Source organism: Limnohabitans sp. JirII-31 (assembly GCF_002778315.1).
Taxonomy (GTDB): domain Bacteria; phylum Pseudomonadota; class Gammaproteobacteria; order Burkholderiales; family Burkholderiaceae_C; genus Limnohabitans.
In genome coordinates this window covers 42,192-66,886 of sequence record NZ_NESA01000003.1, presented here as the reverse complement: position 1 = coordinate 66,886, position 24,695 = coordinate 42,192, and the positions used below count along the sequence as shown (strand labels likewise).

Sequence of the window (24,695 nt, the reverse complement as noted above, 5' to 3'; positions counted from 1 at the left end):
GGTCAGACCACCCCTTCAAACACCATCACATCCACTTCGTCGCCCACGGCGACGTTGCCTTGGGTGTGGTGCAGCACGATCAAGCCATTGCCTTGCACCATCGAGCTCAGCACGCCTGAGCCCTGATTGCCCGTGGTGCGCACGTGCAAGCTGCCGTCCGCAGCGGTGCTCACCGTGCCGCGCTGGTACTCGGTGCGGCCGGGTTTTTTGCGCAAAGCCTCCAGGCTCTTGGCGCGCAGCAGCGGGGGTGTGGGGGCGGTGCTGCCCATCATGCGCAGCAGGGCCGGGCGTACAAACGCCAAGAAGGTCACCATCACGGCCACCGGGTTGCCAGGCAGACCAAACAAAACCGAGTTCCCCAAGCGCCCCACGGCCATGGGGCGGCCTGGGCGCATGGCGATTTTCCAGAACGCCACGTCGCCGAGTTTTTTCATCATGGCTTTGGTGAAGTCGGCTTCGCCCACGCTCACGCCGCCACTGGTGATGATGGCGTCAGCCTGTGCGGCAGCCTTGGCGAAAGCTGCTTCCAGCAACAGTGGGTCGTCGCGCACCACGCCGAGGTCGATCACCTCGCAGCCCATGCGCGTGAGCAGCCCAAACACCGTGAAGCGGTTGCTGTCGTACACCGCGCCTTCGCGAGGCGCTTCACCCAAGCTCAAAATTTCATCGCCGGTCGAGAAGTAGGCCACCCGCAAACGGCGGTGTACCCGCACCGTGGGCTGCCCCAAGCTCGCGATCAGTCCCAAGGCTGCTGGCGTCAGGTGGGCGCCTGCGGGCAAAGCCGCGTGGCCTTGTTTCAGGTCTTCGCCTTGCAAGCGACGGTTGTCGCCCCGCTGAAACACGCCCGCAGGCACGGTGACGGTGGTGGCGTCTGGCGCGGTGTCAACTTGGCAAAGCTCAAGCGGCGCCACCGTGTCCAAGCCCTCGGGCAAGATGGCCCCGGTCATGATCTTCAAGCACTCGCCCGTTTGCACGCGGCCTTGCCAGGCTTTGCCCGCCAGGGCGGTGCCGACCACACGCAGGTGCAACGCTTGCGTGGCAGAGAGTTGGCTGCCATCTAAGGCAAAACCGTCCATGGCCGAGTTGTTGTGAGGCGGCACATGGATGGGCGAGATCACATCTTGGGCCAGCACCCGGCCCAGCGCGTCAAACAGCGCAATGTCTTGCGCTTCATTCGCAGAAAGCGGCTGCGCCAACTGGGCCAAAAACTCGCCCACCTGGGTCACGGTCAGGGCTTGCGGGTCGTAGCCCTGCAAAGCGGCAGCAATGTCGGCGAGGCTTTTCATGGAGCGGCGTTTTCCAGCGCTTGCAACTCCTGCAAGGTGTTGACGTTGCAAAAGGCCAAGTGATCATCGGTGGGTGCATCAAAGGGCACCACCACCGTGTGGTGCTGGGCGGTCCAGGCGTCGATCTTGCGCCCACCGCTGTGGGTGAAGCGCACCAGGCTCTCCAGCAGCTCGCGGCGCAGCAGGCAAAACACCGGTTGCGTGCGCACCTGCACCTCGCCTTGTGCGTTGGTTTCGGGGGCGGCAGCCATGGCAATGTCGGCGTTGTTCGCCGCCAATGCGTCGCCCAAGCGTTCGGCCAGATCGAGCGGAAAGCGCGGGCTGTCGCAGGGCACGGTCAGCAGGTAAGGCGTTTCGCAATGCTCCAGGCCCACCAGAAAGCCCGACAAGGGGCCCGCAAAGTCAGCCGAAGCATCGGGCCAGACCGACACCCCCAAAGACTCGTAAGCCGACAAATTGCGGTTGGCGTTGACCATGACCTCGGCCACTTGGGGGGCGAGGCGCATCAGGGTGTGCAACGCGAGGGGCATGCCGTTGAAGTTTTGCAAGCCCTTGTCCACGCCGCCCATGCGGCTGCCGCGCCCTCCGGCCAAGATGATGCCGGTGATGTCTTGCGCAATGATGGGGTCTGTCATGGCTTATCCACCGATGTAGCTCATTTCAACCCGGCGCACCGCAGGGCTGGCGTCAGTGGGCATGCTGGCGCGCAGCTCGGAGTAACGGTCATCGCGGCCTTGCCAGATGTGGCCAATGGCCGAGGCCACATCGGCGTCGGTGCCGTGAGGTTGGCGCAGCAACTGGCGCAGGTCGTAGCCTTGGCTGGCAAACAAACACAGGTAGAGCTTGCCTTCGGTGGACAAGCGGGCGCGGTTGCAGTCGCGGCAAAACGCCTGCGTGACGCTGCTGATCACGCCCACTTCGCCCAGGCTTGGGTCAAAGCGACCCGACGCATCGGCGTAGCCCCAGCGCTGTGCGGTTTCGCCAGGGGCGCTGGGTTCCAGGGGCACCAGTGGATAGGTTTGCTGGATCAAGCGAATCACCTCAGCCGAAGGCAACACGTCGTCCATGCACCAGCCGTTGGTGGCACCCACATCCATGTATTCGATGAAGCGCAGTGTGATGCCGCTGCCTCGGAAGTGGCGGGCCATGGGTACGATTTGGTTCACGTTGGTGCTGCGCTTGACCACCATGTTGACCTTGATGCCGCTGCTGCGCCCTTGCGCATCCAAGCCCAAGCCCGCTGCTTGTGCGGCGGCAATGCCGTTCAGCACATCGGCGACCGGAAAGTCCACGTCGTTCATGGCGCGAAACACCGCGTCGTCCAGGCCGTCCAGGCTGACGGTGACACGGTTCAAGCCCGCCTCTTTGAGGGCTTGCGCCTTGCGTGCGAGCAGAGAACCGTTAGTGGTGAGCGTCAGGTCCAGTGGCGAGCCATCGGGCGTGCGCAGCGCGGCCAGTTGGGCCACCAGCACCTCCAGGTTTTTGCGCAGCAGAGGCTCACCGCCAGTGAGGCGAATTTTGCGCACGCCGTGGCTGACAAAGACCTGGGCCAGACGGGTGATCTCTTCAAAGCTCAGCAAGTCGCTGTGCGGCAGATAGGCATAGTCTTTGTTGAACACTTCTTTGGGCATGCAGTAGTTGCAGCGGAAGTTGCAGCGGTCGGTCACGCTGATGCGCAAATCATGCAAAGGACGACCCAGTGCATCGCTGAGCCCACCGCTGGCCAGAATAGGCTGCGTCGGGACCACCGCAGAAAGGGCTTGGAGGCGTTGGTCAACCAACGGAATGACGCGTTCAGACATTTCCCGATTTTGCCTCAGCACCCGATCCCCCCATGCCTTGATGTAGATCAGGGCGCAACGCATGGGCCGCGCGCATAGTTGGGCTGTTGTTACTCGAAAGGAGCACTTTGATGAAAATGCTGACTGATCTTTTTTCTACCGACTACGGGCTGATGAGTTTGGCCGTGATTGGGTTCGTTTTGGTCATGGCGGTGTACTTTCTGCGCGTGTTTTTGGGGTTGATGGACGAGACGGGCAAAAGCACCCACGAGTGAGCAGGGCCGCTGCTGAGGCCTTGCAGTGCATGGCCCACCCAAGGATCACTTAACATCGCATTCACCCATGCCGTGGCATGCACTGAATGCCCGATGGTTGTGATGTCCCCTTTGCCTGAAGAAACCCCCAGCGTCGCCGCACCCACCTTGGGCTTGCGTGTTCAGCCACCTGACAACGACAGCCTGTCCCCCGCGCAGCAAGCCTTCAACCAATTGCTGGCGCGCATCGAGGCGGCGTCAGTCCAGATGGCGCGCTTGCAAGCATGGTCTGACCGTCACCGCTATGCACACATGCAGGTGTTGTATGAGGCGGCGAATCAAACCGCTCATCTTCATAAAAGCCTGTTGCTGTTGTTGCATGAACGTGTGCAAACGGCCGACTTGACGGCCCAGCAGCAACGCATGGCGCGCCAGCAAATGCGGCGCTTGATCACCCAATTGAGCCCATCCAGCGACGCGCAAGTTCAAGCACTGCATGAGCTCTACCACGAAGAGGACGCTGCACACGACGCGGCACAAGACAGCATGTTGGCAGCACAGCGTCTGCGCGAAAAGATCGAGGACGCCATGGGTCAGCCGCTGCACAACCCCAGCCTTTACCAAAGCCCCGATGAGGTGCTGGCCGCAGGCATGCGCCAGTGGCAACAACAGCACGACGCCGACGCGGCCCGCAAGGCGGCCAAGCGTGCGGCACGCAAAGCCCAGCGTCGGCCCACCCCACACCCACAGCATGCGCCGCAGCAAAGCGATGCCAAAAGCGCGATTCGTACCGTGTACCGACAACTCGCCAGCCTGTTGCATCCCGATCGTGAAATGGACCCGCAAGCGCAACAGCGCAAGACCCGCTTGATGGGCGAGGTCAATGCCGCCTACGAACGCCAAGACCTCACCACCTTGCTGCACCTGCAATTGCAAGTGGCGCAGGTGGACCCGCAGCACATGGCACGCCTATCGCATGACAAATTGGTCGCCATGTCCTTGCTGCTCAAAGAGCAGTTGGCTGCCTTGCAAGACGATGTGTGGCAGTTGCAGTCGCGTCTCAGCCAGGAGCTTGGGGTTGTGCTGGATATGCAGTCTGGCGAGGACACTTGGACACAGGCCTTGCAACGCATCCAGGCCGACCGGCGCTACGCGCTGGAGCGCCTACAGGCGGACTTGCGACGCGTCCAGCACGACAGCGAACTCAAGCGCTGGCTCAAAGAGCAGGCGCTGCAAGCCAAAGAGCAAGCGAAGGCAACACCTGAACCTATGAGTTGACTGGCATGACGCAGCGCAAGCCATGGCACCATGCGTGGCCAGTGGTTTAATTCACACGCCCGACAACAAAAGGAGACAAGCATGGACAAACGCAGTCTGATCAAGGCCATGGTGGCCGCCCCCATCGTGATGGGACTCAACCCCGCGAGCGCGCAAAACAAGCCGTTCAAAATTGGTTTGCTCACACCCATGACCGGCCCCTTTGCCTCCACCGGCAAACAAATGCTGGCCGGTGTGAAGCTCTACATGGCCCAACAGGGTGTGAACATTGCAGGCCGTCAGGTCGAGCTGATTGTGAAAGACGACACCGGCATGCCCGACGTCACCAAGCGTCTGGCGCAAGAGCTGGTGGTCAACGACAAGGTCGATGTGCTGGCTGGTTTTGGCTTGACCCCGCTGGCGCTGGCCACGGGCCCTATTGCCACCCAGTCCAAAACTCCCATGGTCAACATGTTGGCGGCCACCTCGTCGGTGATCGATGCCTCGCCTTACATGGTGCGCGTGTCCATGACCTTGCCCCAAATCACCGTGGGCGTTGCTGAATGGGCCTCCAAAAACAACATCCGCAAGGTGGTGACCTTGGTGTCCGACTACGGCCCAGGCATCGATGCCGAGCGCACCTTTGTCGACCGCTTCTTGCTCAACGGGGGTCAGGTGCTGGAGTCTTTGCGCGTGCCCATGCGCAGCCCCGATTTCTCGCCGTTCTTGCAAAAAGTGCGCGACCTCTCGCCCGACGCCGTGTTTGTGTTTGTGCCCTCGGGCATTGGCACCCAGGTGATGAAACAGTTCAACGAGCGCGGCTTGGCCCGTGCCGGCATCCGCTTGATTGGCACCGGCGATGTGGTGGACGACGACATCCTCAACAGCATGGGCGACGCCACCTTGGGCATCGTCACGTCTTACCCGTATTCGACCGACCACCCCTCGGCGCTGAACAAGAAATTTGTGGCTGAGTTCAAGAAGGCCAACCAAAACATGCGCCCCAACGCGGTGGCCGTGTTTGGCTACGACGGCACACGCTTGATTTATGAAGCCCTCAAAAAGACGGCAGGCAAGGGCGGTGGCGACGCCTTGTTGGCAGCCATGAAGGGCCAGATCTTTGAAAGCCCACGGGGCCAGATTTACATCGACGCCAACACCCGTGACATTGTGCAAAGCGTGTACGTGCGCAAGGTTGAAAAAGTCAATGGCGAGCTCTACAACGTGGAGTTTCAAGAACAAAAAGACGTGCGTGATCCTCCGCGCGCCCGTTGAACCAGGACATCACCATGAGCAAACCTTTTTTCCGCGCCGACCAGGTCGGCAGTTTGTTGCGTCCACCTGAACTGATCGCTGCGCGCGAGCAGTTTCAACACGGCCAGATCGACAAAGCCGCATTGCGCCATGCCGAAGACGCCGCCATTGCCGAGGTGGTCAAGCGCCAAGAGGCCTGTGGCTTTAGCGTGGTGGTCGATGGTGAATACCGCCGTGAAAACTGGTGGATTGACTTTGTGCAAGGCCTCTCGGGGGTGGAGATTCAAGACGGCAACCCGGCCCAGGCCTTCGTGGCCTCGAACACGGACCACGATGACCACGACCACGACCACGACCACGACCACGACCACGACCACGACCACGACCATGGCTGGAAGTACGTGCCCAAAAACGTGGTGACCACCGGGCGTCTTGGGGCCAATGCGCCCATCACCGCGCCCGACTTCAGCTACTTGCAGGGCGTGACGGGGCGCACGGCCAAGATCACCTTGCCGTCGCCCACGCGTTTGCATTTCCATGGCGGACGTGGGGCGGTGTCGTCCACCGCGTACCCCGACATGGAAGAGTTTTTTGCCGATGTGGTCAAGGTCTACCGCGCCGAAATTGCCGCGCTCGAAGCCGCAGGCTGTCGCTACATCCAGATCGACGATCCGTTGATGACCTACTTCATCAGCGACCGCATGCGTGCCGAGGTGGTGGCTTCAGGGGACGACCCGCAAGCGCGCTTGCAGCGCTATGTTGACTTGACCAACGCCTGCATTGCCAAGCGCCGTCCTGACACCACCATTGGCATCCATGTGTGCCGTGGCAACTCGCGCAGTGGCTGGATTTCAGAGGGTGGCTACGAACGCATTGCCGACACCGTGTTGGGCGGGCTGAAGGTGGACCACTTTTTGTTGGAGTACGACGACGAGCGCTCGGGCGACTTTGCGCCGCTGCGTCATGTGCCGCGTGGCGTGAAGGTGGTGTTGGGCCTGGTGACCACCAAGTTTGGCCGCCTGGAAAATGCCGACGACTTGGTGCGTCGCATCGACGACGCCAGCCGCTTGGTGCCCCTGGAGGACTTGGGCCTGAGTCCGCAGTGCGGCTTTGCCAGCACGGTGGACGGCAACATCATTACCCACGATGACCAATGGCGAAAACTCGAACGCGTGGTGGAGGTGGCGCGTCGCGTCTGGGGTGATGTGAAGGCTTGAACGCCGAGGCATCTCGACCCAAGGGTTAACCCTTGTCACCCTTGTATCACGCGCCCAGGTGTGGTGCAGGGGTCGCTCCTACACTCGCAGCTTTGCAGCAGACGGAGCACCCCCCTGATGTCCATGGTTCAGTTGGCGCTGAAGCGCCCTTACACGTTCCTCGTGATGGCCATCTTGATTGTGTTGGCCACGCCGTTCGCGCTCAAAAACATGGCGACGGACATCTTTCCGGAAATCAACATTCCGGTCATCAGCGTCATCTGGAACTACAACGGTTTGCCTGCCCAAGAAATGGGCCAACGCATTGCCGCGCAAACCGAACGCGGCTTGACCACGGTTGTCAGCGACATCGAGCACATCGAATCCACGTCCCTGGCGGGCGTGACGGTGGTAAAGGTATTTTTCCAGCCCGGCGTGAACATCCAAACCGCGATCGCCCAAGTGGTGGCCTCTGTGCAAACCCAGGTGCGTCAGTTGCCACCGGGCATCACGCCGCCGCTGGTGATTAAATATTCGGCGTCGAGCATTCCGGTCATGCAACTGGCGCTCTCCAGCCCCACGCTGCCCGAGAACGTGTTGTTTGACGCCGCAGTCAACGGCTTGCGCCCACAGCTCATCACCATTCCTGGGGTGGCCTCGCCATTTCCCTATGGCGGAAAAATCCGCGCCATCTCGGTGGACTTGGACACCCAGGCCTTGCAAGCGCGCGGGCTCACGCCGGCTGACGTGGTCAACGCGGTCAACACACAGAATTTGATCTTGCCCTCAGGCACGGTGAAGATGGGCGACACCGAGTACACGGTGCGATTGAATGGCTCACCCGGTGTCTTGTCGGGCCTCAACGATTTGCCAGTGCGCACCAGCGGCAACATCACCACCTACTTGAAAGACGTGGCCTATGTGCGCGACGGCTTCCAACCACAGACCAACGTGGTACGCCAAGACGGTGTGCGCGGGGTGTTGTTGTCGGTGCTGAAAAACGGCGGCGCATCCACCTTGGACATCGTGTCTAACGTCAAGGCCTTGCTGCCACGAGCCGTGCAGGTGCTGCCCGAAGATGTGAAGGTCACGCCTTTGTTTGACCAGTCGGTGTTTGTGCTGGCCGCCATTGAAGGTGTGGTGGTGGAGGCCTTGATTGCGGCGGGCTTGACCGCCTTGATGGTGCTGGTGTTTCTGGGCAACTGGCGCAGCACAGTGATCATTGCGTTGACCATTCCGCTGTCCATCTTGACGTCGATCCTGGTGTTGTTTGCGCTGGGCGAGACCCTCAACCTCATGACGCTGGGCGGCTTGGCCTTGTCGGTGGGTATCTTGGTGGACCAGGCGATTGTGACGATTGAAAACATCGAGCGGCACATTCACTTGGGCAAAGACTTGAACCATGCCATCGAGGTGGGTGCGGGCGAAATTGGCCCCGCCGCGTTTGTCGCCACCTTGTGTATTTGCATTGTGTTTGTGCCCATGTTCTTTTTGTCGGGCGTGGCGCGCTTTTTGTTTGTGCCACTGGCCGAGGCGGTGGTGTTTGCCATGATCGCGTCGTACTTCTTGTCGCGTACTTTGGTGCCCACCTTGGTGATGATGCTCATGGGCGGCGTGCACGAGGCCGCGGCCAACGACAAGCCCAGCTTGCTGCAACGCGTCTACCGAAGTTTCGACACGCAGTTTGAACGGGTGCGCCGGGCCTACACCTTGTCGGTGTCGGCAGCCTTGTCGCACCGCGGTCAGTTCATGGGGTTCTTCATGGGCTTTTGCCTGTTGTCGTGCTTGCTCTACCCGGTGCTGGGACGCGACTTTTTCCCCAACGTGGATGCCGGACAAATTCGCCTGCACATGCGCGCGCCCACAGGCACCCGCATTGAAGAGACGGCACGCATTGCCGATGCGGTGGAGACGGTCATTCGCGAGTTGGTGCCGCCCGATCAGTTGGAAACCATTCTGGACAACATCGGTTTGCCCAACAGCGGCATCAACCTGTCGTACAGCAACGCAGGCACCATCGGCACGATGGACGGCGAAATTTTGATGTCCTTGAAAAAGGGGCACCAACCCACCGACGAATTTGTCACCTTGCTGCGCAACGAGTTGCCCAAGCGTTTTCCGAACGTGGAATTCTTTTTTCAAGCGGCTGACATTTCGACCCAGATTTTGAATTTTGGTTTGCCCGCAGCCATTGACGTGCAGTTCACCGGCAGCGATGTGCAGGGCAACGCCGCTTTGGCAGCCGAGTTGACCAAGGCCATTCGCAACATCCCTGGCGCGGTGGACGCCCATGTGCACCAGCGCTTGGACGGCCCGGTGGTGGACCTGAAGATGGACCGCACCCGCTTGCAGCAATTTGGCATGGGTGCGGCCAACGTGGGGCAAAACGTGTTGATTGCTTTGTCGGGCAGCTCACAAACCGCGCCTGCTTTTTGGCTCAACCCGCAAAACGGCGTGGTCTACAACGTGGTGGTGCAGTCGCCCCAGTACAAGGTGGACTCCATCGATGCCTTGCTGGGCATCACCGTGGGCACCACACCCAACGCCAACAGCGGTGTCAACGGCTCCTTGCCATCCACCACCCCCACGCAATTGCTGGGCAACTTGGTGGACGTGGGCGTGGGACGCCAATTGCCGGTGGTCTCGCGCTACAACATCCAGTCGGCCATTGATGTGTATGCGAGCGTGCAAGGCACCGACTTGGCCAGTGTGGCCTCGCAGGTGCAAGCCTTGGTCGACGAGATCACACCCAAGCTCAAGCGCGGCAACCAAGTCACCATTCGGGGCCAGGTGCAAACCATGCAGTCGTCGTTCATCGGTTTGGGGGTGGGCTTGGCCATGGCAATTGTGTTGGTCTACCTGTTGATCGTGGTGACCTTCCAGTCGTGGATCGATGCCGCCATCATCATCACCGCCTTGCCCGCAGCGCTGGCTGGCATCGCGTGGATGTTGTTTGTCACGGGCACCACCTTGAGCGTGCCCGCCCTGACCGGGGCCATCATGACCATGGGCGTGGCCACGGCCAACAGTATTTTGGTGGTGGCGTTTGCACGCCAGCGTCGCGAGGAGGGGGTGCCACCGTTGTCGGCTGCACTTGAAGCGGGTTCGACCCGCATCCGCCCGGTGCTGATGACGGCTTTGGCCATGATCATCGGCATGATTCCGATGGCCTTGGGCATTGGCGAAGGGGCCGAACAAAACGCGCCACTGGGCCGCTCGGTGATTGGTGGCTTGTTGTTTGCCACGATTTCTACCTTGTATTTCGTGCCGGTGATCTATGCCCATATTCACCAGTGGTTGATCCATCGCGCATCGCGTCAAGAACAGGGGTTGTCACACACCCCGCAGGAGAGCTGAGTCATGTCAGAAGAACGTCATTCCCCGTTGGCCATTCACCCAATTCCTGAAGAGGAATCGGCTGAGTTGTTGCGACGCCGACAAATCATTCGCCGCAGCAAGCAGGTGGCGGTGGTGGCCTTGGTCGTGTTGGCTGTGGGTGCCGGGCGCACCGTGGTCAGTCGTTTCTACAACGGCAAAGAACTGCAAGCCGGTGTGACAGAGCGCAACCAGAACTATGTCAAAACCACCTTGGTTCAAGTCAGCCAAGCCGGTCAAACTATTGCCTTGCCTGGGTCGTTGCAGGGCTATGTGCAGTCGCCCATTTACGCCCGCGCTGCGGGCTATGTGAAACGCTGGCACAAAGACATTGGTAGCCGCGTCACCAAGGGCGAAGTCTTGGCCGAGCTGGAAACCCCAGAGATTGACGAGTTGTATGCCCAAGCGCAGGCCGACCGTCAGCAAGCCGCCGCCAGCTTGGATGTGGCCAAGAGCACCGAGGTGCGCTGGGTGGCCTTGCGCGCCAAAGACGCCGTGTCGCAACAAGAGGTGGACGAGCGGCGCAGTGCCAGCACCCAAGCCCAAGCCCGCTTGGCCTCGACCGAGGCCAACGTGCAGCGGCTCAACCAGTTGCTCAACTTCAAGCGTTTGGTGGCACCCTTCGACGGCGTGATCACCCGGCGCAACGTGGACACGGGCGACTTGGTGGATGCCGGTGCGTCCGGTGGCGTGGCACGGGCCTTGTTTGTGGTGACCCAAACCGACCCGTTGCGCTTGTATGTGAACGTGCCGCAAACCTATGCCCAACAAGTCAAGACGGGGCAAACCGTGGCGGTCACGCAGGCTGAGTTGCGAGGGCAAAAATTTGAAGGCAAGGTGGCGCGCACCGCAGCGTCGATTGACGCGCTGTCGCGCTCCATGCAGGTGGAAATCGCGCTGCCCAACAAAGAGGGCGTGTTGTTGCCAGGCGCGTTCGTACAGGTGGATTTGCCCCTGGCCGCCAAACCCGGCATTGCGATTCCGAACAACGCCTTGATCATTCGCGGTGATGGCATCAAGGTGGCTGTCATCGACGCCGAGCGCCGCGTGCGCATGCAAGCGGTCACGCTGGGGCGCAACTTTGGCGAGCGGGTTGAGATTCTGTCGGGCTTGGAACAGGGCGCACGCTTGGTGCTCAACCCGCCAGATTCTTTGGGCGAGTCAGATGTGGTGGCTTTCAATGCCGAGCAAGACGACAAGGCGGCTGCCGATGCCGCGGCCAAAGCCAGCGCCAAGAAAGGCACGCCGTGACAGCGCGCCGTTCATGCACTGCCGTGTGCTTGCTGGTGGCCAGCGCTTGGCTGGCTGGTTGCGCCACCGCGCCTGCTTACGTCAAGCCTGAGGTGGCCATGCCCGCGAGCTGGAGTGGTGAAGGGCCTTGGCGTGCGGCGCAACCCGCTGACACCCAGGCCAAAGGCCCTTGGTGGGAACGCTTTGGCGACGCCGAACTCAACGCCTTGGCACAACAAGCCATGGCGGGCAACCAAACCTTGGCGGGCGCGTATGCACGCCTGACGCAGGCGCGTGCCACCTTGGGCATCAATGCTGCGAGCACCATGCCCCAGGCGAGCATGGGTGTGCGTGCACAGCGTTTGGAAATTTCTGCCAATCGACCATTGACCAATTACAACGCGCCGAACTACCAGACACTCCAAAACGATTACTCGCCCACGCTGGCCGTGAGCTATGAAATTGATTTGGCCGGACGCGTCAAAAGCTTGGTGGCTGGGGCCACGGCTTCGGCACAGCAAGCCCGTGCTGACCTGGAAAACACCCGCTTGATCTTGGTGGCCGATTTGGCGGTGAACTATTTCAGCTTGCGCGCCCTCGACACCGAACTGGATGTGTTGACACGCTCCATTGGCTTGCAGCGGTCTTCGTTGGACTTGGCCAACCACCGCCACGACCTGGGCGTGGCTTCAGGGCTGGATGTGGCACAGCAACAAGCCTTGCTCGACACCACCTTGACCCAGGTGGACATTCTCAAACGCCAGCGTGCCTTGTTGGAGCACGCCATTGCCACACTGGTGGGAACACCTGCACCGCAATTTGCCTTGCCTGTCAAAGCCACGCCGATGACGCCGCCTGCCATTCCTGTGGGCATTCCTTCGGATGTGCTGCAACGTCGCCCCGATGTGGCTGCTGCTGAACGCGCCATGGCCGCTGCGAACGCGCAAATTGGCGTGGCCACGGCAGCCTTCTACCCGAGCCTGATCTTTGGTGCCAACGGCGGTTTCGACAGCCGTGTGTTTAATGACGTCTTCAACGGACCCAGCGCTTTGTGGTCGGTGGGCGTGTCGGCCACGCAGACTTTGTTTGATGGGGGACGCATTCAATCCAATGTGGACTTCAGCCGCGCAGGCTTTGAGCTGGCGGTGGCCAACTACCGCCGCGTGGTGCTGACTGCGATGCAAGAGGTGGAAGACGGCATCAGCAGCGTGAGCGCGATTGACCGTGCGTTCAATCAGGCGCAAAAAGCGATTGAAAGCAACCGACGCGTGTTGCAAATTGCACAAGACCGCTACCAAGGCGGCATTGCCAACTCACAAGATGTGATCATTGCCCAGCAGTCCCAGCTCAACAGCGAGCGCTTGGCTGCTCAATTGCTGGGGCAGCGCTTGTTGACCTCGGTGTTTTTGATCAAGGCTTTGGGTGGGGACTGGCAGACGGCCAGTGCAGCTGCCGTGCCCTGACAGCGGGGCTAGGTGTTACTGTGAAAGCCGATCCCAGGCTTCTTTTTTGCTGAGCTTACGAACCGCAGAGATGGCCGGTAGTTGACTTGGGCGTGGGCGTGATTTGCCGGTTTCCCAGTGGTAGACCGATTGCGCAGACACCCCCAGAAGCTTGGCCATTTCATGGGCGGTCAATCCGAGCTTTTTGCGCAGCGAGGCAAACCCACCGGCTCTGAAGCGCAAGGCCGGGCCGCTGTCTTCGACTTTGGCCGTGGCACCTTTGGGTTGCTGTTGTTTGAGCAAGCGAGAGACTGCCGACTCCAAACTCGCAATGCGCCGTTTCAACGCTGCGATTTCAGCGCGGTATTGGGCCGAGGCTTTTTTGGCTTGCTTGGAATCTGCGCGTGTTTCTTTGCGTGCAATGCGCGCTATTTCATTTTTAAGCTGTTCGGCAAAAGTAGGCATAAAGTGACCTTGGCGTTAATAGTTGGCGGATCATACTGAACGACCAGGATGGTTGGGAACTTATTCGCGGCCCGCCAGTACGCGGTTTTGCGCCCACCACAACGCCGAAATTCCAACCGCGCTGAGTGCGGTCATCAGCAGCAGGCCTTGTTGGTAGCCTGTGCTGGCAGACCACAATAGGCCCATGATCCAAGGCGCGCTGGCGCGGGCCAGTGCCAAAGGAATGCCCAGCGCACCATTCAAACTCCCCATGTGTTCATGGCTGATGTATTGCGCAATGGCCGTGCCTTTGATGATGGTCAACATGCCATTGCCCAGGCCATACAGCAACACAAACATCAAGGCCCACACCAGGTGCTGGCTGCCCATGAGCAAAGCGACAAATCCCAGTGGAATCAGGCACGGCATCCAGCGATTGGTTTGATGCACATCGAGATTTTTTTCTAGTCCATATAGGCCCAGGCGTCCTACCACTTGCAAGACCCCAATCAGAGCTGGCACGGCCAACACCCAGTGCTGTGGCATGCCTGCTTCGCGCAGCAAGCTCACCATGTGTGCGGGCAGGGCGCTGGTGGTCATCATCATCAACACAATGAACACTCCCAGCAGCCAGAAAGCCGGCTCTTTCAGGTGCACATGCAGCTCTTTGGGGGCTTGTCCTTCGTGCACGCGCAGGTGTTGTGGTTGGGGCGCATCTTTCAATAAACGGTAATGCAGCGGTGCGCACACCAGCAAGTGCATGGCAGCCAACCAGCACATGGTGTCGCGCCAACCGACGACATCCATCATCCAGGCAATCAAAGGAATGAACACGGTGCTGGCCAAGCCCCCCATGAAGGTGACCCAAATAATGGCGCGTCGAAAATCGTTGGGAAAGCGTCGCGTGATCACGGTGAAGGCCGGGGGGTAAAGCGTGGCCGACAAGCCCACCCCCATGGTGATCCAGACGGCATAAAACTGCGCCGCAGTGCTGACTTGGCTGTGCGCCCAAAATGCCAAGCCCAGCAGCACCGAGCCACCGGTCATGACCCGCTGTTCATGGCCTTGGTCAATCCAGCGCCCTACCCAAAAAGCCAACAGACCTTCGCTCAACAGTGCCAGGCTAAAGCCCAGAGATGACTCGGCACGGGTCATTTGTAGAGACACTTCCAGCGGTTGCATGAACAACGAAAAACCGTAGAACACACTGCCCCAGCTGATGAGCTGCTGCAGCGACAACAAAAATAAAAAGCGCAGGTCAAGGGCTTGACCTGGGGCTGACCTCATTCGACTTTGAGCCCTGCCTCCACCGTCAGGGCTTCCCATTTGGGTCCTTCTTTGTCAAAGAAGTCTTTCGCTTCACTGGCATTGGCAAATGTTTTGGCGGTGGAGCCGTCTTTGTCCAAACGCTTGGTGTATTCCTCTGAGGTCACCACTTTGTTGACTTCGCGAATCAGTTGTTCCAGTTGCCGCGCGGGCGTATGGGCAGGCGCATACAAGGCGACAAAGCCCACGATGCTGGGGTAATTGGCAATCACCTCGTTGGCAGCGGGCACTTGCGGCAAAGTTTTGTTGCGTGTGTCGCCCGACACGGCCAGGGCTTTGAGCCGGCCTTGGGCAATCAAAGGCAGCGAGCTTTGCACCGACATGATGGCCATGTCCACTTGCTTGCCACCCAGGGCGGTCAGCAAATCGGGACCACCGCGGTAGGACACGGGCGTGCCCTTGATTTTTTCTGCGCGTTCCATGGCAACGCCCAAGAAATGTCCCAAGGTGCCGTTGCCCCCAAAAGCCCAACTCACCGAGCCGGGTTGGTTGCGCATTTGCGCGGTCACTTCTTTGAGCTGTGTGAACTTGCTGTCACCGGGTGTGACAAAGATGTAGGGAAACGAAGACAGGTAAGCCACCGGGGCGAAGTCTTTGTAGGGGTCATAGCCCGAGTTCTTCACCATGATCGGGTTGGCGTAATGGTTCACGCTATTGACCAACAAATACAAGGTGTTGCCGCTGGACTTGGCCACGTAGTTGGCCGCAATGTTGCCGCCTGCGCCGGGCTTGTTTTCGACCGTGACAGACAGCCCCGTGTTGCGCTGCAAACCATCTGCGAGTCCGCGCGCCAATGTGTCCACGCCACCACCGGGCGAGAAGGGGGCGACCAAACGAATTTGTTTGCCACTCAGCGGGTTGTCTTGCGCGTTGGCACCAGGCCATGCTGCGCATAACCCAGACAGGGCGCAGGCCCACACCATCAAACGCCGCGTTGGAGAGCCTTGGTTGTTCGTCATAGTCAGAGTGTTCCTCGAATCAGAAATTAACACCGTCGCATGTCTGTCTTCATGGTCATTACCAATGGTGGACCGCAAGACCCGCCATCACAATGCGTCCTGCGATTAAACCACTTAGCTTAGAAGACTAACCATAGGACAAACATGGATCTCGACCTGAATCAAAAACATGTGCTGATCACGGGCGGCAGCAAAGGCATTGGCCTGGCATGCGCGCAGGCTTTTCTGGCGGAGGGTGCGGTGGTGACGTTGATCTCTCGCAGCCAAGCCAACTTGGATGCCGCGCGTTCGCAGTTGCTGCAAAGCGGTGTGCAGGCTACGCGTGTCCACGTGTGTGCGGCAGATTTGCGCGACCCCACAGAGGCCGCGCGTGCACTGGAGCAAGCGTGTGTCGCAGCGGGTGAGATCGATGTGTTGGTCAATTCAGCCGGTGCAGCCAGTCGCATTCCAGCGTTTGAATTAACGCCTGAAGATTGGCAAGACGCGATGAATTCAAAATTTTTCAGCTACATCAACATCTTGAATCCTGCCCTCAAGCGCATGGGCCAACGTGGTCAAGGCAGCGTGGTCAACATCGTAGGCATTGGTGGCAAAGTGGCCAGCGCCGTGCACGTGGCTGGGGGCGCTGCGAATGCGGCCTTGTTGCTGGCCAGTGCGGGGTTGGCGGCGGCCTATGGTCCCAAAGGCGTGCGTGTGAACGCACTCAATCCGGGGCGCACACTGACCGGTCGCATGCAGGGCTTGTTAGAGGCCGAGGCGGCGCAACACCACATCAGTCTGGAAGAGGCCACACGCCGAGCGGGCGCCAAAATGCCTTTGGGTCGTGTGGCCGAGCCCAGCGAGATTGCCAATGCGGTGGTCTTTTTAGCGTCTGGCAAAGCCAGTTATGTCAGTGGCGCCATGCTCACGGTCGACGGTGCCTTGACCGCCATCATTTAAGAAAGCGCCAACATGCACCTGTTCAGAATTTTCACCAACGCAGCGGGTGACTCCGAGATTGAAATTCGTCAAGTCCCCATGAGTCAGGCCGATCGGCCCATGTCAGCAATTTTCCCTAGCGAATCGATCTTCTTTCGAGAGACGCCGCAGGGCCACGTGCAAGATTTTCACAACGCACCGCGGCGACAGTTGATCTTCATCACCTCGGGACTCCTGGAGTTAGAGACCAGCCAAGGCAAGCGCTTCATTTGTCAGCCGGGTGATGTGTTGTTCACTGAAGATGCTCAGGGCCGGGGCCACATCACCCGCTCGTTGCGTGGCACACGTGGGTTTTTCCATGTGGTGGTGCCTGAGAGCTTTGACGTCAGCGCGTGGCCACTGCTGACGCCTTGAGGGGCTGCGTCAGGTGCCTTCGATGATGCGGATATCGCGCACCACGGCGTTGTCGCCCAACGCCTTCAGCGCTGCTTTGTAACCTGCGCTGTCGTAGGCGGCCAAGGCTGCTTGCAAGCTGTCAAACTCCACCACCACCAGACGCTGCATCTCTCCCGATTCTTTGACGGCGGCAGGCATGCCACGCGCCAAAAATTTGGCACCAGCCGCTGCCAATGCAGGGCCTGCCAGCTTGGCGTATTCGGCCAATGCATCGGGGTTGTCTATGGAACGGTAGGCGCTGACCCAATAGGCTTTTGTCATCTTGATGTCCTGTGTGAAAAGTAAAAACAAGCAGAATCTACAAGCATTTCCAACACCACCTAGTCATGCAGGAGACCTCATGAGCAAAGCCTATCTGATTGGACAAATCACTGTCACCAACCCCGAAGGATATGCCGAGTACGCACGCCAAGTGCCCGACACCATTCACCGCCACGGTGGGCGCTATATCGTGCGCGGTGGCACAACGTCTGTGCTCGAAGGCTCGCCACTGGGTGAGCGACAGGTCGTTCTGGAGTTTCCCAGTCGACAGGCTGCACAAGCCTGGTACGACAGTCCGGAGTACCAAGCCATCCTGCATTGCCGTCAAGACAACTCACACGGACATCTGATGCTGGTGGATGGCTACAACGACGTGTTCTAGAGCGTGATCAGGTTTTTTCGTCCACCAAATGGCCGGCGAGTTTGCTCGTGGTGTGCGTGTCGGCTGAGAAGTCTTTGAATGACAGTGTTCGCACCAATTCACCCGTGTGGTGGTTGGTGATCTTCACCACGAGGGCATGATTTTTTGCATCCACCGAGTAAGCCAATTGGGTGTCATCGCTGGCCACAGGCTTGGGTTTTTCAGCGGAGGTTATGTGAGCCTCTTGGGCTTGTACCGTGCTCTTGGACCTGGGCTGAATCGTGGCTTGGCTGTCCATCGGGCGGCCCGTAGCTTCGCCTGTCGCCGTGTGCACGGTGGCAGGAGGAAGTTGAAGATTGCCCAAAACAGAAGTCACCACATACCCTTTCAATCGAGGCTTGTTAGCTCTCGTCTGGGTTGAATCGACCGCTGAATCCAATACTTGAGCCGGTTTGATGTGTGTGTGCGTGGCTTAAAAAAGTTGTTGACACAGGGTAGGACGAGTTTTACGATGACATCGCTGCGGTTGAGAAATCTTCCAAAGCATCAAGTGAAGAGCATCTATGCGCTTCAGCACAAGGGTCACAACATACTCTGACCCTGGGTGCAACCAGACAGCTGATCCTCTCGTGACAGCCGTCGAACCCGACTGGTGTGAGCCAGTCGGGTTTTTTCGTTTGGGGTCGCCAACATCATGCCCCCGTCGCCTTCCATGGCAACAGCCTAGAAAACTCCAGGGCTGTGAGAAAAAATACTTCAAGGGTTTTCTGTACGGTGGTGTAACGCGTAGCCGCCTATCATGAAAAAAACGGAGACAACGGATGAGACAACGCATTTCTTTTCTCGCCGCGTGCTTGTGCGCGGCGCTTGTCAGCGCGCCCGCCTTGGCGCAGAGCGACTACCCCAACAAACCCATTCGCGTGATCGTGCCCTGGCCGGTGGGCGGCGTGGCCGACATTGTGTTGCGCGTGATCGAGCCACGTTTGCGCCAAGAGCTGGGTCAGTCGTTGGTGATCGACAACCGCCCCGGTGCCGGTGGTGTGATTGGCGACGACATGGTGGCCAAGGCCGCACCCGATGGCTACACCTTGTTGTTCACCTCATCCGCTGTGAACATGAACATCGCCATTGGCCGCAACTTGCCCTACGACTTAGAGCGTGACCTGCTGCCCATTGCCAACGTGGCGTGGGCACCCATGATCATGGTGGCCACCCCCTCGCTCAAATACAAGTCGGCCCAAGAGTTGGTGGCCGATGCGCGCGCGAATCCCGGCAAGATGAGCTACGCCTCGGCAGGTAATGGCTCGCCCTCGCACCTGACGGTGGAAATGTTCCGCGACAAAGCGGGCATACAGGCCGTGCATGTGCCCTACAAAGGATCGCCCCAAGCCATGATTGACCAAATCGCGGGTCGGGTGGACTTTCACTTCGTCAACTCGGCCACCGCCTTGCCCCACATCAACGGGCAAAAAGTACAGGCTTTGTTTGTCACGTCCAGCAAACGCTTGAACGTGGCACCCAACATTCCCACCAATGCCGAAGCGGGTTTCCCAGACATGCAGGCCAGCCAGTTTGAAGGTTTCTTTGCGCCACGCGGCACGCCGCGTGCGGTGCTTGACAAAGTGTCGGCTGCCGTCAACAAAGTGCTGGCCATGCCCGATGTGGTGAGTGCCATGGCGCCGTATGCGGTGGAGATTGATGGTGCCAGCAACCCACAAAAATTTGCCGCCATGATGCGCGAAGACCGCGAGCGCTGGATACAGGTGGCCAAGAACGCCAACATCAAGTCCAGCGACTGACACACTTTTTTTTTGCTATTCACTTTCAGAGTTTTTCCATGACCGACACCACACAGCCACCGATGCAAAAAGTCACCGTTGAAAACGCCATGCGCGCCTTGGGCGAATGGCCGGTACAAAAATTCCATGTCTCACACCTGGCCGATGCCGAATTCAAGGGCGATGGCCTGCGCCCCTACGTGGTCTACCGCGACCTGGGCGCCAAAGAGGCCACCGGTGGTTTGGTGGATGCGCACGTCAATGCACGTGGCCGCCCGTTTGACCAAGAGGCGGTGAGCAAGCGCCACATCCACGACGTCAAATTCCAAATGGTCTATGTCTTGAAAGGCTGGAGCCGTGCCGAGTTTGAAGGCCATGGCGAGCACATGATGGTCGCGGGCAGTTGCTGGATTCAACCCGCTGGCATCAAGCACACCGTGCTGGAATATTCGGACGACCTGGAAGTGCTGGAAATCATCATCCCCGGCACGTACGACACCTACAACGTCGAAGACATTCCGGTGGGCCATCCCGCTCACGCGGGGTCCAAGTAAATGGCGGGGCGACTCAGCGGCCGTTGGGCCTTGGTCACTGGCGCCAGTGCCGGTATTGGTCATGCCACAGCCTTGGCGTTGGCACGCGAGGGGGCAAACCTGATCGTCACCGGTCGGCGCGAAGCTGAGCTGTTGGCCTTGTGCGCCGCCTGTCGTGCTTCGGGCGTGCAAGCGCAAGCCATGGCGGGCGACTTGCAAGACGAAGCTTTTGTGCAAGCCTTGGCCGCCGCGTCTGCGCAGGCCGATGTGTTTGTCAACAACGCGGGTGTGTTGACCTATGCACCGTTGGTGGAACTCACCCCCGCGCAAGTGCACGCCATGTTCAACGTCAATGTGCTGGCCAGCATCCGCATCAGCCAATTGGTGGGCGCCAACATGGCAGCACGTGGGCATGGGCACATCGTGGTCATGACCTCGCTGTCGGCGCGCAACATCAACCGTCTGTCGGCGGTGTACGGCGCCACCAAGCACGCCATGTCAGGCATTGCCAAAGGCTTGCGCATCGAGCTCAAAGGGCAGGGCATCAAGGTGACAGAAATTGCCCCGGGCATGGTCGACACCGCGATTCGCGATGGCAATGACCACCCCGAAGCCATTGCCGCCGTCACCTCGCGCACCTACGCGCCGCTGACGCCCGAAGACGTGGCCGACTCGGTGGTCTACGCCGTGTGCACGCCCGACAACTGTTGCCCCGACTTGATCGAGCTGCGCCCCACGCGCGCTTGATGGGTGGAACCAGAAAGCTCTCCATGGATTTACAACTGGCTGGACGCACGGTCTTGGTCACCGGTGCCTCGCGGGGCATTGGCCGCGCGGTGGCCGAAGCCTTTGCCGCAGAAGGCTGTGCCTTGCGCTTGGTGGCACGCAGCGCCGAAGGTTTGCAAGCCTTGCAACACGACCTCAGCACGCGTTTTGGTGTTGAGGTGCAAACCTTGGCACTCGACTTGGCGCAAGCCGGTTCCGTGGAGCGCATGGTGGAAGCCTTTCCCGAGGTCGACGTGGTCATCAACAACGCCGGGGCTACCCCGCGTGGTGATGTGGTCGAACTCGACGACGAGGCCTGGCGCGCGGGCTGGGAACTCAAAGTGTTTGGCTACATCAACACCACCCGCGCTTACTACCGCCGCATGCGTGCGCGTGGCAACGGGGTGATCCTCAACATCATTGGCCTGGGCGCTGAAAAGCTCGACCACAGTTACGCCGCAGGCTCTACTGGCAACGCCGCCTTGGTGGCCTTCACGCGCTCGGTGGGCAGCATCAGCCTGGACTTTGGGGTGCGCGTCTTGGGCGTTAACCCAGGCTGGGTGGAAACCGACAAAGCCATTGCCTCGTTGCGCCGTCGCAGCCAGGAAGGCTGTGGCGACCCCGAGCGTTGGCGCGAAGCCTTGGTGGGACACCCCGGTGGTCGGCTGATTCAGCCGCGTGAAGTGGCCGACATGGTGTGCCTGCTGGCCTCGCCGCGCGCCAGTGCGGTGTGCGGCACGGTGGTGTCCATCGATGGTGGCTATGGCGCACGCGCCTATCCCAAACCCGCAGCGTTTTAATTTTCAGGAGGGCTGATATGCCGCAAGTCCAGGTCGGTGACATTCAGATGAACTACACAGTGCAAGGCGAGGGCGAGTGGTTGGTCATGGTCGGTGGCTATGCCAGTGGCAACTGGTCATCCTGGGGGCCGCAGCTCAAGCGTGCGGCGCAAGACTTCAAGGTGCTGGCGTTTGACAACCGAGGCATTGGCGGCACCGACGCACCCGACATGCCCTACACCACCCACATGCTCGGGGCCGACGCCTTGGGGCTGATGGACCAGTTGGGCATCGAGCGCGCGCATGTGTTGGGCAAATCTTTGGGCGGTGCCATTGCGCAGCAGATGGTGTTGCAGCAGCCCCAGCGCGTGCGCAGCCTGGCCATGACCTCCACCTTTGGCAAGCTCGGCCCACGCGGCCAAGACATGGTGGGCTGGTGGTTGGGCTCGGCCCAAGCCATGGGGGTGAACCGCTGCTTCTTGGCGGGTTTGCTGACCTACTTTTACAGCGAGGCGTACTACGCGCAGCACCACGAAAAAATTCATGCAGCCATCGACACCATGTTGCAAGTCAACCGTCCCTTGCACGGTTACCTGAACACCGGCCACGCCTTGCTCACGCACGATGTGATGGACCGACTCGGCGAGATCACGTGCCCCACACAAATTCTGATTGGCAAAAACGACATCATCACCACGGTCGAGCACAGCCGGGCTTTGGCTGCCGCCATACCGAACGCCGAATTGCGGGTGTACGAAGACACCTGGCACGGCTTCATGAGCGAACGCCCTGATGCGTTTGAAGCGATGTTGCAATTTTTCAAACAACACTGAGTGCTATACGCCTAGGAGACCCTCGATGAAAGCCATTTCCTCATTGCGCTTGACGCGTCGCCTGCTGTGCCTGTTGGGCAGTAGCGTGTTGGCGTGCAGCGCTTTCGCGCAAACCTGGCCGACCAAGCCCATCAAAGTCATCTTGCCCTTTGCCGCAGGTGGCGGTGGTGACACGGTGATGCGACCCATCTCACAAAAACTCGCCGAGGCCCTGGGCCAGCAAGTGGTGCTCGAAAACATTCCCGGTGCGGGCGGCGCCTTGGGCATGCGTGCCGCCATCCGGGTGCCCACCGATGGCCACACCTTTGTGATGATCTCCAACACCCACGCCATCATCGAGACCTTGCAGCCCAATTTGGGCTACGTGACCTTGAAAGACTTTGTGCCCGTCACCTACATGGCCTCGTTGCCGCTGGTGCTGGTGGTCAACCCGAACTTGCCCGTCAAGACCACGCAAGAGCTGCTGGCCTACGACAAGCAACACCCAGGCAAGCTCAACTACGCCTCATCAGGCAGCGGCACTATTTACCACCTGGTGACCGAGCAGTTCAAGTACATGACCGGCAGTCAGATGACCCACGTGCCCTACAAGTCGAGTGCGGTGGCACGCACCGACGTGATCAGCGGACAGGTGGATTTGATGATCGATGGCTTGGCCACCATGAAGCCCTTCATCGAGTCGGGCCGCGTGCGTGCCCTGGGCGTGGGTGCGGCCACCCGCCATCCGCATTTGCCCAACGTGCCACCGGTGGCCGATGCGGTGCCGGGCTTCAACGAAGACGCGTGGGTGGGCATGATGGCCCCGGCGGGCACGCCGCAAGTGGCGGTGGACCGCTTCAGCGCCGAGATTGGCAAGCTGTTGGCCAACCCCGAAGTGCGCAAGCTCTACGCCGACCAGGGCATGGGCGTGCAAGGCAGCACACCGGCTGCGTTTGGGGTCACGGTCAAGAACGACATCGACAAGTGGGCCCACATCATCAAAACAGCCAAAGTCAAGGCGGACTGAGCGCAGGCCCTCGGTGCTTCACTGCGGCGTGCAGTGCACCGTGATCTTGGCCGCAGCCGCCCGCGCACGCGCCAAGGCGTCGCTGTTTTTGGCCAGCGCCACCGCCATGCGGCGGTAGGGGCGGGTGGTGGGCTTGCCGAACAAACGCACATCCACGCCGGGTTCGCTCAAAGCCTCGGCCACACCCGTGAAGGTGGGCGCGGTGCCGTTTTGCGTGGCCAGCACCACGGCGCTGGCACCTTCCACGGTGTCGATCTGTGGAATGGGCAAGCCCAAAATGGCACGCGCATGCAAGTCGAACTCGCTCAGGTTTTGGCTGATCAAGGTCACCATGCCGGTGTCGTGCGGACGCGGGCTGAGCTCGCTGAAGATCACCTCGTTGTTCGTCACAAAAAACTCCACGCCAAACAAACCTGCACCGCCCAAGTCAGAGGTCACCTTCTCGGCCATGTCTTGGGCAGCTTTCAGGTAGGCGGGGGCCATGGGCTGGGGCTGCCAGCTGTACTGGTAGTCACCGCGCTCTTGCACGTGGCCAATGGGCGCGCAAAACAGCGTGGGGCCGCTGCGTTGGCGAATGGTCAGCAAGGTGATTTCAAAGTCAAACGCGATGAATTCTTCGACGATCACTTTTTTGCGGTCCCCGCGCATGCCTTGGCAGGCGTAGTCCCAGCTGGCTGCAACGTCCGCTGCCGTCTTGGCCACGCTTTGGCCTTTGCCCGATGAGCTCATCACCGGCTTGATCACCACTGGAAACCCAATCGCCTCAGCCTGCGCCAACAATTCTTGGGCCGACTCGGCATAGCTGAACTTGGCGGTACGCACGCCCAGACCCACGGCCACGTCGCGGATGCGGTCGCGGTTCATGGTCAGGTTGGCGGCGCGTGCGCTGGGGATGACTTCAAAGCCTTCTTGCTCCACCTCCAGCAGCACCTCGGTACGAATGGCCTCGATCTCAGGCACGATCAAGTCGGGCTGGTGCTGCGCAATGGCGGCGCGCAAGGGCGCTTCTTCGAGCATGTTGAACACGCAACTCTCGTCGGCCACTTGCATGGCGGGTGCGCCCGCGTAACTGTCGCAGGCCACCACGTAGCAGCCGAGGCGTTTGGCGCTGATGACAAACTCTTTGCCGAGTTCACCCGAGCCAAGGAGGAGGATTTTTTTCATGGTGCGTGTCTGAAGAAAAGATCAATAGGTAATTATT

25 protein-coding genes are annotated in these 24,695 nt (G+C 60.0%); 16 read left to right on the top strand and 9 right to left on the bottom strand.

Annotated elements, in window-relative coordinates:
* Nucleotides 1–2: 2 nt before the first annotated feature.
* The 3 genes from glp to moaA are packed head-to-tail and all read right to left on the bottom strand — an operon-like array spanning nt 3 to nt 3,088.
* Nucleotides 3–1,286 carry a gephyrin-like molybdotransferase Glp gene (gene glp, locus B9Z41_RS05400; protein WP_100145944.1) on the bottom strand — a complete coding sequence of 428 codons (1,284 nt, stop codon included), beginning with the start codon at nt 1,284–1,286 and terminating at the stop codon, nt 3–5.
* Complete coding sequence (mobA, locus tag B9Z41_RS05395) at nt 1,283–1,921, bottom strand: molybdenum cofactor guanylyltransferase MobA (RefSeq protein ID WP_100145942.1); 639 nt, start codon at nt 1,919–1,921, stop codon at nt 1,283–1,285. The genes glp and mobA overlap by 4 nt, the downstream gene beginning before the upstream one ends.
* Nucleotides 1,922–1,924: 3 nt before the next feature.
* A complete protein-coding gene (gene moaA, locus B9Z41_RS05390) occupies nt 1,925–3,088 on the bottom strand; it encodes a GTP 3',8-cyclase MoaA (RefSeq protein WP_100145940.1) in 1,164 nt (387 codons plus the stop codon).
* A 110-nt stretch (nt 3,089–3,198) separates the two neighbouring features.
* Here moaA and B9Z41_RS05385 point away from each other — a divergent pair, with 110 nt between their 5' ends.
* The 7 genes from B9Z41_RS05385 (at nt 3,199) to B9Z41_RS05355 (ending at nt 13,096) form a co-directional block, all read left to right on the top strand.
* On the top strand, nt 3,199–3,342 hold the full coding sequence (locus B9Z41_RS05385; RefSeq protein WP_199172942.1) for a DUF3149 domain-containing protein: 144 nt from the start codon (nt 3,199–3,201) through the stop codon (nt 3,340–3,342).
* Between the two features lie 102 nt (nt 3,343–3,444).
* On the top strand, nt 3,445–4,599 hold the full coding sequence (locus B9Z41_RS05380; RefSeq protein ID WP_100146233.1) for a J domain-containing protein: 1,155 nt from the start codon (nt 3,445–3,447) through the stop codon (nt 4,597–4,599).
* Between the two features lie 81 nt (nt 4,600–4,680).
* A complete protein-coding gene (locus tag B9Z41_RS05375; protein WP_100145938.1) occupies nt 4,681–5,853 on the top strand; it encodes an ABC transporter substrate-binding protein in 1,173 nt (390 codons plus the stop codon).
* A 14-nt stretch (nt 5,854–5,867) separates the two neighbouring features.
* Nucleotides 5,868–7,049, top strand: coding sequence for a 5-methyltetrahydropteroyltriglutamate--homocysteine S-methyltransferase (locus B9Z41_RS05370; RefSeq protein WP_100145936.1), 1,182 nt, complete (start codon nt 5,868–5,870; stop codon nt 7,047–7,049).
* Between the two features lie 117 nt (nt 7,050–7,166).
* Nucleotides 7,167–10,385 (top strand): efflux RND transporter permease subunit, encoded by a 3,219-nt coding sequence (locus B9Z41_RS05365; protein WP_100145934.1) that lies wholly within the window; start codon nt 7,167–7,169, stop codon nt 10,383–10,385.
* A 3-nt stretch (nt 10,386–10,388) separates the two neighbouring features.
* Nucleotides 10,389–11,654: an efflux RND transporter periplasmic adaptor subunit gene (locus tag B9Z41_RS05360; protein ID WP_100145932.1), complete on the top strand. Its 1,266-nt coding sequence runs from the start codon at nt 10,389–10,391 to the stop codon at nt 11,652–11,654.
* Nucleotides 11,651–13,096 carry an efflux transporter outer membrane subunit gene (locus tag B9Z41_RS05355; protein ID WP_199172941.1) on the top strand — a complete coding sequence of 482 codons (1,446 nt, stop codon included), beginning with the start codon at nt 11,651–11,653 and terminating at the stop codon, nt 13,094–13,096. The genes B9Z41_RS05360 and B9Z41_RS05355 overlap by 4 nt, the downstream gene beginning before the upstream one ends.
* A gap of 15 nt (nt 13,097–13,111) precedes the next feature.
* Here B9Z41_RS05355 and B9Z41_RS05350 read toward each other — a convergent pair whose 3' ends face one another.
* From B9Z41_RS05350 to B9Z41_RS05340, 3 genes are read right to left on the bottom strand one after another with little or no spacing between them, the layout of a single operon-like run.
* Nucleotides 13,112–13,540: a helix-turn-helix domain-containing protein gene (locus B9Z41_RS05350; protein ID WP_100145928.1), complete on the bottom strand. Its 429-nt coding sequence runs from the start codon at nt 13,538–13,540 to the stop codon at nt 13,112–13,114.
* A gap of 60 nt (nt 13,541–13,600) precedes the next feature.
* Nucleotides 13,601–14,806 carry an MFS transporter gene (locus B9Z41_RS05345; protein ID WP_100145926.1) on the bottom strand — a complete coding sequence of 402 codons (1,206 nt, stop codon included), beginning with the start codon at nt 14,804–14,806 and terminating at the stop codon, nt 13,601–13,603.
* Nucleotides 14,803–15,804, bottom strand: coding sequence for a tripartite tricarboxylate transporter substrate binding protein (locus tag B9Z41_RS05340; protein WP_100145924.1), 1,002 nt, complete (start codon nt 15,802–15,804; stop codon nt 14,803–14,805). Before B9Z41_RS05340 ends, B9Z41_RS05345 begins: the two co-directional genes overlap by 4 nt.
* Before the next feature lie 144 nt (nt 15,805–15,948).
* Here B9Z41_RS05340 and B9Z41_RS05335 point away from each other — a divergent pair, with 144 nt between their 5' ends.
* Together B9Z41_RS05335 and B9Z41_RS05330 are read left to right on the top strand one after the other, a co-directional pair.
* Nucleotides 15,949–16,743, top strand: a complete 795-nt coding sequence (locus tag B9Z41_RS05335) for an SDR family oxidoreductase (RefSeq protein WP_100145923.1) — start codon at nt 15,949–15,951, stop codon at nt 16,741–16,743.
* A 12-nt stretch (nt 16,744–16,755) separates the two neighbouring features.
* A complete protein-coding gene (locus tag B9Z41_RS05330; protein WP_100145921.1) occupies nt 16,756–17,136 on the top strand; it encodes a hypothetical protein in 381 nt (126 codons plus the stop codon).
* Nucleotides 17,137–17,145: 9 nt separating this feature from the next.
* Here B9Z41_RS05330 and B9Z41_RS05325 read toward each other — a convergent pair whose 3' ends face one another.
* Entirely contained in the window at nt 17,146–17,439 is a 294-nt protein-coding gene (locus tag B9Z41_RS05325) for a DUF1330 domain-containing protein (protein ID WP_100145919.1), read from the bottom strand.
* 79 nt (nt 17,440–17,518) lie between these two features.
* Between B9Z41_RS05325 and B9Z41_RS05320 the strand changes: the two genes are divergently transcribed.
* Complete coding sequence (locus B9Z41_RS05320; RefSeq protein ID WP_100145917.1) at nt 17,519–17,821, top strand: DUF1330 domain-containing protein; 303 nt, start codon at nt 17,519–17,521, stop codon at nt 17,819–17,821.
* A gap of 7 nt (nt 17,822–17,828) precedes the next feature.
* On the opposite strand, the gene B9Z41_RS05315 is transcribed toward B9Z41_RS05320, so the two are convergent.
* Complete coding sequence (locus tag B9Z41_RS05315; RefSeq protein ID WP_143474159.1) at nt 17,829–18,176, bottom strand: flagellar protein FlaG; 348 nt, start codon at nt 18,174–18,176, stop codon at nt 17,829–17,831.
* A gap of 445 nt (nt 18,177–18,621) precedes the next feature.
* On the opposite strand from B9Z41_RS05315, the gene B9Z41_RS05310 reads away from it, so the two are divergent.
* Genes B9Z41_RS05310 through B9Z41_RS05285 form a run of 6 tightly spaced genes read left to right on the top strand, consistent with a single transcriptional unit; the run spans nt 18,622 to nt 23,494 of the window.
* Nucleotides 18,622–19,599 (top strand): tripartite tricarboxylate transporter substrate binding protein, encoded by a 978-nt coding sequence (locus tag B9Z41_RS05310; protein WP_100145913.1) that lies wholly within the window; start codon nt 18,622–18,624, stop codon nt 19,597–19,599.
* Between the two features lie 38 nt (nt 19,600–19,637).
* A complete protein-coding gene (locus B9Z41_RS05305; RefSeq protein WP_233202539.1) occupies nt 19,638–20,132 on the top strand; it encodes a cupin domain-containing protein in 495 nt (164 codons plus the stop codon).
* Complete coding sequence (locus tag B9Z41_RS05300) at nt 20,133–20,858, top strand: SDR family oxidoreductase (protein WP_100145911.1); 726 nt, start codon at nt 20,133–20,135, stop codon at nt 20,856–20,858.
* 23 nt (nt 20,859–20,881) lie between these two features.
* On the top strand, nt 20,882–21,676 hold the full coding sequence (locus tag B9Z41_RS05295) for a short-chain dehydrogenase/reductase (RefSeq protein WP_100145909.1): 795 nt from the start codon (nt 20,882–20,884) through the stop codon (nt 21,674–21,676).
* Nucleotides 21,677–21,693: 17 nt separating this feature from the next.
* Nucleotides 21,694–22,488 carry an alpha/beta fold hydrolase gene (locus B9Z41_RS05290; RefSeq protein WP_100145907.1) on the top strand — a complete coding sequence of 265 codons (795 nt, stop codon included), beginning with the start codon at nt 21,694–21,696 and terminating at the stop codon, nt 22,486–22,488.
* Nucleotides 22,489–22,513: 25 nt separating this feature from the next.
* Complete coding sequence (locus tag B9Z41_RS05285; RefSeq protein ID WP_158236141.1) at nt 22,514–23,494, top strand: tripartite tricarboxylate transporter substrate binding protein; 981 nt, start codon at nt 22,514–22,516, stop codon at nt 23,492–23,494.
* Nucleotides 23,495–23,512: 18 nt separating this feature from the next.
* Here B9Z41_RS05285 and purT read toward each other — a convergent pair whose 3' ends face one another.
* On the bottom strand, nt 23,513–24,658 hold the full coding sequence (gene purT, locus B9Z41_RS05280; protein WP_100145903.1) for a formate-dependent phosphoribosylglycinamide formyltransferase: 1,146 nt from the start codon (nt 24,656–24,658) through the stop codon (nt 23,513–23,515).
* Nucleotides 24,659–24,695: the final 37 nt, after the last annotated feature.